The 6,216-nt window shown below is 33.4% G+C and carries 6 protein-coding genes; all 6 read left to right on the forward strand.

The window, feature by feature from the left end:
* Positions 1-62: 62 nt before the first annotated feature.
* The 6 genes from cysD to SLH33_RS05895 all read left to right on the forward strand — a co-directional run bounded on the left by cysD (position 63) and on the right by SLH33_RS05895 (position 6,151).
* Complete coding sequence (gene cysD / locus SLH33_RS05870; protein WP_320418139.1) at positions 63-968, forward strand: sulfate adenylyltransferase subunit CysD; 906 nt, start codon at positions 63-65, stop codon at positions 966-968.
* Between the two features lie 94 nt (positions 969-1,062).
* Entirely contained in the window at positions 1,063-2,310 is a 1,248-nt protein-coding gene (locus SLH33_RS05875) for a sulfate adenylyltransferase subunit 1 (protein ID WP_320418140.1), read from the forward strand.
* 5 nt (positions 2,311-2,315) lie between these two features.
* Positions 2,316-2,663, forward strand: a complete 348-nt coding sequence (locus tag SLH33_RS05880) for a 4Fe-4S dicluster domain-containing protein (protein WP_320418141.1) — start codon at positions 2,316-2,318, stop codon at positions 2,661-2,663.
* Between the two features lie 11 nt (positions 2,664-2,674).
* Entirely contained in the window at positions 2,675-4,777 is a 2,103-nt protein-coding gene (locus SLH33_RS05885) for a HEPN domain-containing protein (protein WP_320418142.1), read from the forward strand.
* Positions 4,778-4,785: 8 nt separating this feature from the next.
* Positions 4,786-5,562 carry a uroporphyrinogen-III C-methyltransferase gene (cobA, locus tag SLH33_RS05890; RefSeq protein WP_320418143.1) on the forward strand — a complete coding sequence of 259 codons (777 nt, stop codon included), beginning with the start codon at positions 4,786-4,788 and terminating at the stop codon, positions 5,560-5,562.
* Position 5,563: 1 nt separating this feature from the next.
* Complete coding sequence (locus SLH33_RS05895) at positions 5,564-6,151, forward strand: bifunctional precorrin-2 dehydrogenase/sirohydrochlorin ferrochelatase (protein ID WP_320418144.1); 588 nt, start codon at positions 5,564-5,566, stop codon at positions 6,149-6,151.
* The last annotated feature ends 65 nt before the right edge of the window (positions 6,152-6,216 follow it).

Here is a 6,216-nt window from a genome sequence, read left to right on the forward strand (position 1 = left end):
TTGAGCCCTATCAATAATAGAAAAGAATCAAAATGTAAATTATACATTGAAGAAACATTAAAATGAGTTTAAAAACAATAAAAGTAAACCACTTAGAAAGTGAAGCTATACATATTATAAGAGAAGTTGTTGCACAATTTGAAAAACCTGTATTGTTATTTTCTGGAGGAAAAGACAGTATTACACTAGTAAGATTAGCACAAAAAGCATTTTATCCTGCAAAAATACCTTTTCCATTATTACATATAGATACAGGCCATAACTTCCCTGAAACTATTGAGTTTAGAGATCAATTAGTCAAAGAGCTAGGTGTGGAATTGATTGTACGAAATGTACAAGACAATATCGATGCAGGCAAAGTAAAAGAAGAGACAGGAAAATATTCAAGTAGAAATATATTACAAACAGAAACTTTATTGGATGCTATTGAAGAATTTGGATTTGACGCTTGTATTGGAGGAGCAAGAAGAGATGAAGAAAAAGCAAGAGCGAAAGAAAGAATTTTTTCTGTTAGGGATGATTTCGGACAATGGGATGAGAAAAATCAGCGTCCTGAATTATTCGATATGTTGAATGGAAGAATCGATTTGGGGCAAAATGTTCGTGTATTTCCAATTTCCAATTGGACAGAATTAGATGTCTGGACATACATTCAGAAGGAAGCAATTGAAATTCCGTCCATTTATTTCGCCCATAAACGTGAAACATTTGTGCGCGATGGATTGATCTGGCCCGCAAATGATGAGGTTGTGTATAGAGAGGAAGACGAATTAATTGAAGAACGTACTGTTCGATTTAGAACTGTAGGAGATATGAGCTGTACAGCAGCGGTTTTATCAAATGCTAGTAATATTGATAAAGTTGTAGAGGAAATTAGAGCTTCGAGAATCTCGGAAAGAGGCGCTAGAATCGATGATAAACGATCAGAAGCAGCCATGGAAAAAAGAAAACAACAAGGATATTTTTAATAATAACTATTGGAGCGAAAGACTGTAAGAGAAAATATGTTGGGGATTATATTAATAACTACTTACAGTCCCAGCTCTTCTAAAGCAATACAAAATGAACGTACTTAAAATAGCAACAGCAGGCAGCGTAGATGACGGAAAAAGTACTTTGATTGGAAGAATTTTATACGATACAAATTCGTTAACCGAAGATAAGCTACAAGCAATTGAAGAAAAAAGCAGACAACGCGGTTTTGACTATTTAGATTTTTCTTTAGCTACCGATGGTTTAGTCGCAGAGCGTGAACAAGGAATTACAATTGATGTAGCTCATATTTATTTTTCAACACCAAAAACTAGTTTTATAATAGCAGATACTCCTGGTCATATTGAGTATACAAGAAATATGGTAACTGGTGCTTCAAACTCTCAAGCATCAATCATTTTAGTAGATGCAAGAAATGGAGTTGTTGAGCAAACATATCGTCATTTCTTTATTAATAATTTATTACAAGTTAAAGAAGTTGTTGTTGCTGTAAATAAAATGGATTTGGTTGATTATTCCGAAGAGAAATTCAATCAAATAAAAGGAGAAATTGAGTTTTTAGCCAAAAAAAGTGATTATAAAAATCAAAAAATAACATTTATTCCTATTTCTGCATTACATGGAGATAATGTTGTAAATGCATCCACAAAAATTAACTGGTATTCAGGAAAAAGCTTGTTAGAATATTTAGAAGATTTAAACCTAGAAGAAAGCATTGATAATTCTCAAGCACGTTTTCCTGTGCAGTCAGTAATTAGACCAAAAACAGATGAGTTTCATGATTACAGAGGTTATGCAGGGAAATTATATGGAGGAGATTTAGCTGTTGGAGATAAAGTAACTGTGTTACCCTCCGCAATTGAATCTACTATAAAAAGCATCCATTTTTTTGATCAAGAATTTAATGAAGTGAAAAGTGGAAGTTCATTTACTTTAACTCTAGAAGATGATGTAAATGTGAGTAGAGGTGATATGATTGTTAAAAAAGGTGAAGAACCTCAAATTACAAAACAACTTGAAGCAACTATTTGTTGGATGGATAAATCACCTTTACAAACCTCAAATAAATATTATATCAAACACGGTGTAAACGATGGTCAAGTAAAAATTACAAGTCTTGAAAATATTATTCATACCGATTTTTCAGGAAAAGAAGAAAATCCTTCAAAATTATCCTTAAATGAAATAGGAAAAGTGCAGTTAAAAGTAAGTAAGCCTTTACTAGTTGATAGTTATAAAGAAAATAAATCGAATGGAGCTTTTATTTTAATCGATCCAAAAACAAATAATACATCCGGTGTAGGTTTTATAAACTAAAAAACATGGCAATTATTATAACAGACGAGTGCATCAATTGTGGGGCATGTGAACCGGAATGTCCGAACACAGCAATATACGAAGGAGCCGAAGACTGGAAATACAGTCAAGGAACGTCCTTAGAAGGAGATATTGAACTTTTAAATGGAGTAAAATTAAATGCAGATGACGAGCAAGAGCCAATTTCTGATGAATATTATTTCATAGTACCTGATAAATGTACAGAGTGTAAAGGATTTCATGAAGAACCACAGTGTGCAGCAGTTTGCCCTGTTGACTGCTGTGTTCCAGATGATAATCATGTTGAAACCGAGGAAGAATTATTAAACAAGCAACAGTTTTTGCATAAGTAAAGTAAAAAATCATGCAAAGTTTTAGAAGCGAAATAGAAAACCCAATTGTAGAGAAAGATATTCTAGAGTTGGAAAGAAAAATACGTCTTTTTAAAGAGGGACAAATAGACAAAGAACGATTCAGAAGTTTACGTTTAGCTCGTGGAGTTTATGGGCAAAGACAATTAGGCGTACAAATGGTTCGTATAAAATTACCGTACGGTAAAGTAACTAGCGAACAATTACATCGAATTGCAAATGTTTCTGATGAATTTTCTAGAGGAAGATTACACATTACTACGCGTCAAGATATTCAAATTCACCATGTAAGTTTAGATCGTACTCCTGAATTATGGGCACAGTTAGAAAAGGATGATATTACTTTACGTGAAGCGTGCGGAAATGCAGTACGAAATGTTACTGCATCTGAAACTGCCGGGATTGATGTAAATGAACCTTTTGATGTTACACCTTACGCGCATGCTACATTTCAATTTTTCTTGAGAAATCCTATTTGTCAAGAGATGGGAAGAAAATTTAAAATGTCTTTTTCTGCAACAGAAGCAGATACTGCTTTAAGCTTTATGCACGATTTAGGTTTTATTGCAAAAACGAAGAAGATTGGAGATACAGAGGTTAAAGGTTTTAAAGTATTATTAGCAGGAGGTTTAGGTTCTCAGCCAAGGCATGCCGATGTTATGTATGAGTTCTTAGAGACTGATTTGTTAATCCCAACTATTGAAGGCGTTTTAAGAGTTTTTGATCGTTATGGTGAACGTTCGAAAAGAGCCAAAGCAAGATTGAAATTCTTGGTTAAAGATGTAGGGTTAGACGGATTTTTAACCTTGGTTGAAAATGAGAAAAGAGCATTGGCATATCAGTCATATCCAATTAATACATCAGATTTCGAAACTGAAATCACTTTTAAGTCAGAGGAAGTTCCATCTGCAACCATTGAAAACGAATCAGAGTATAATGCATGGAAAAACTCAAATGTAATTCCTCAAAAACAAGAAGGATTATTTGCGATTGGAATTAAGGTTCATTTGGGGGATTTTTATACAGATAAAGCAAGACTTCTTGCGGATTTAATTAAAAACTATGCTGCGAATGAATTACGTTTTACGTTGCGCCAAAATATTTTAATCCGTCATGTAAGAGAAGAGTTTTTACCATTCTTTTATTCGGAACTTAAGAAATTAGGATTCGCTGAAGCGGGTTATAATAGTTTAGTTGATATCACTGCTTGTCCAGGAACGGATACTTGTAATTTAGGAATTGCGAGTAGCACAGGAATTGCGGTTGAACTTGAAAGAGTGTTAAGAGCTGAATATCCTCAATATATCAATAACAAAGAAGTCACTATTAAAATTAGTGGCTGTATGAATGCTTGTGGTCAACATAATATGGCTCATATTGGTTTCCAAGGAATGTCAATTAAATCAGGGTCATTAGTAGCTCCGGCATTACAAATTTTGTTAGGCGGAGGAGTTTTAGGAAATGGTCAAGGTCGATTTTCAAACAAAGTAATTAAAGTTCCAAGTAAAAGAGGTCCAAAAGCTTTGAGAATATTGTTGAATGATTTTGAAGATAATAGCACTGATAACGAAGATTTCTTAGCGTATTATAATCGTCAAGGAAAAACATATTTCTATGATATTCTGAAACATTTATCAGATACCACTAATTTAACTGAAGATGATTTTATCGACTGGGGACATGATAAGAATTACGTAAAGGCAATTGGAGTTGGAGAATGTGCCGGAGTTGTAATTGATTTAGTGGCTACACTTTTATTTGAAAGTGAAGAAAAAATAGAAAACGCAAACGAAGCTATCAAAGATCAAAAATGGTCTGATAGTATCTATCATTCTTATGCGGCAATTGTAAATACAGCTAAGGCTTTATTAACTGCTGAAGGAGCAAAAACGAATACACACGCAGGCATTATTTCAAATTTTGACAACGTATTTGTAAACACCAATAAAATCAGTATTAACGGTACATTTTCAGATTTTGTATATCAAATAAACACCAATGAACCTACCGAAGCTTTCGCTAAAAAATATGCAAAGCAAGCAACTGATTTTTATACGCAAGTAGATACTTATAGAAAAAAAGTTGTGAACAATTAAACGTAAAGATGATGATGGTACAACCAAAACTAACAGTGGTAGGAGCTGGACCAGGAGATCCTGATTTAATCACATTAAAAGCCATTAATGTTTTAAAAGAAGCAGATGTGGTTTTGTATGATGCTCTAGTAAATTCGGAGTTGCTTCGTTATGTAAATCCTAATGCAGAGCAAATATTTGTTGGAAAAAGAAGAGGTTGTTACCGTTATCAGCAAGAGCAAATCAATGAATTAATTGTAGAACGTGGTTATTCAAAAGGGCATGTAGTCCGTCTAAAAGGTGGAGATCCATTTATTTTCGGACGTGGAGCGGAAGAAATGGAATATGCCACTGCTAAAGGAATGGATGTAGCGGTTGTACCAGGTATTTCATCTTCGTTAGCAGTCCCAGCTTATCAAAATATTCCATTAACAAAAAGAGGAAGCTCTGAGAGTTTTTGGGTAATTACTGGAACCACAAAACAGCATAAACTGTCAGAAGATATCAGGTTAGCCGCAAAATCAAATGCAACCGTGGTTATTCTAATGGGAATGGGAAAACTATCTCAAATAGTTGAACTCTTTCAAAAAGAAGAGAAGAATGAATTGCCCGTAGCAATTATTCAAAATGGAACAACAAAAAAAGAGAAAATTGGTATAGGCACAGTTGATACAATTGAAAATATTGTAGAAGAGCAACAATTGAGCAACCCAGCAATAATTATTCTTGGAGAAGTTGTGAATCATCGTAACGAGATATTACAAGTACAAAGAAATATTAATAGTAAGCTAACAAAATCTGCCTAATATGAGTGAAGAAAGAAATAATCTATACCCTATTTTTTTAAAAGTTAAAAATCTAGAAATTTTAATTGTTGGAGGAGGTTTTGTTGCAGAAGAAAAGTTATCATTCTTATTAAAATCAAGTCCAGATGCAAAAGTGACAATAGTGTCTCCAATGTTTAGAGAGGGAACTTTAGAGCTTGCTAAAAAAGGAGATGTGAAGTTTATTGAGGATGTATATAAAACTTCTTATTTAAACGGAAAACACATAGTTATAGCAACCACAGATAAACCAGCGGTAAATGTTCAGGTATATCTGGATTGTAGAGAACAACAGAAATTGGTAAATGTAGCCGACAACCCACCCTACTGTGATTTTTATATGGGAGGAATTGTAACCAAAGGGAATGTGAAAATTGCAATTTCAACAAACGGGAAATCACCCACAACAGCAAAAAGATTACGTCAATTTTTTGAGGAAGTTATTCCAGATAAAATTGATGATTTAGTCAAAAACCTAAACGATTATAGAAAGACAATAAAAGGAAACTTTGAACAAAAAGTAGAACAATTAAACGAATTCACAAAAAGCTTAGTAGAAAAGCAAGAATAATAATGATAGAAACAGACATATTAATTATAGGAGCAGGTCCCACAGGTTTATTTACAGTTTTTGAA

Source organism: Tenacibaculum sp. IB213877 (assembly GCF_034043975.1).
GTDB lineage: Bacteria > Bacteroidota > Bacteroidia > Flavobacteriales > Flavobacteriaceae > Polaribacter.

Excerpts from the sequence above, each read along its gene's own strand:
- SLH33_RS05875 (WP_320418140.1), top strand. The coding sequence starts at position 1,063 with ATGAACGTACTTAAAATAGCAACAGCAGGCAGCGTAGATGACGGAAAA.
- SLH33_RS05895 (WP_320418144.1), top strand. The coding sequence starts at position 5,564 with ATGAGTGAAGAAAGAAATAATCTATACCCTATTTTTTTAAAAGTTAAA.
- cysD (WP_320418139.1), top strand. The coding sequence starts at position 63 with ATGAGTTTAAAAACAATAAAAGTAAACCACTTAGAAAGTGAAGCTATA.
- SLH33_RS05885 (WP_320418142.1), top strand. The coding sequence starts at position 2,675 with ATGCAAAGTTTTAGAAGCGAAATAGAAAACCCAATTGTAGAGAAAGAT.
- cobA (WP_320418143.1), top strand. The coding sequence starts at position 4,786 with ATGATGATGGTACAACCAAAACTAACAGTGGTAGGAGCTGGACCAGGA.
- SLH33_RS05880 (WP_320418141.1), top strand. The coding sequence starts at position 2,316 with ATGGCAATTATTATAACAGACGAGTGCATCAATTGTGGGGCATGTGAA.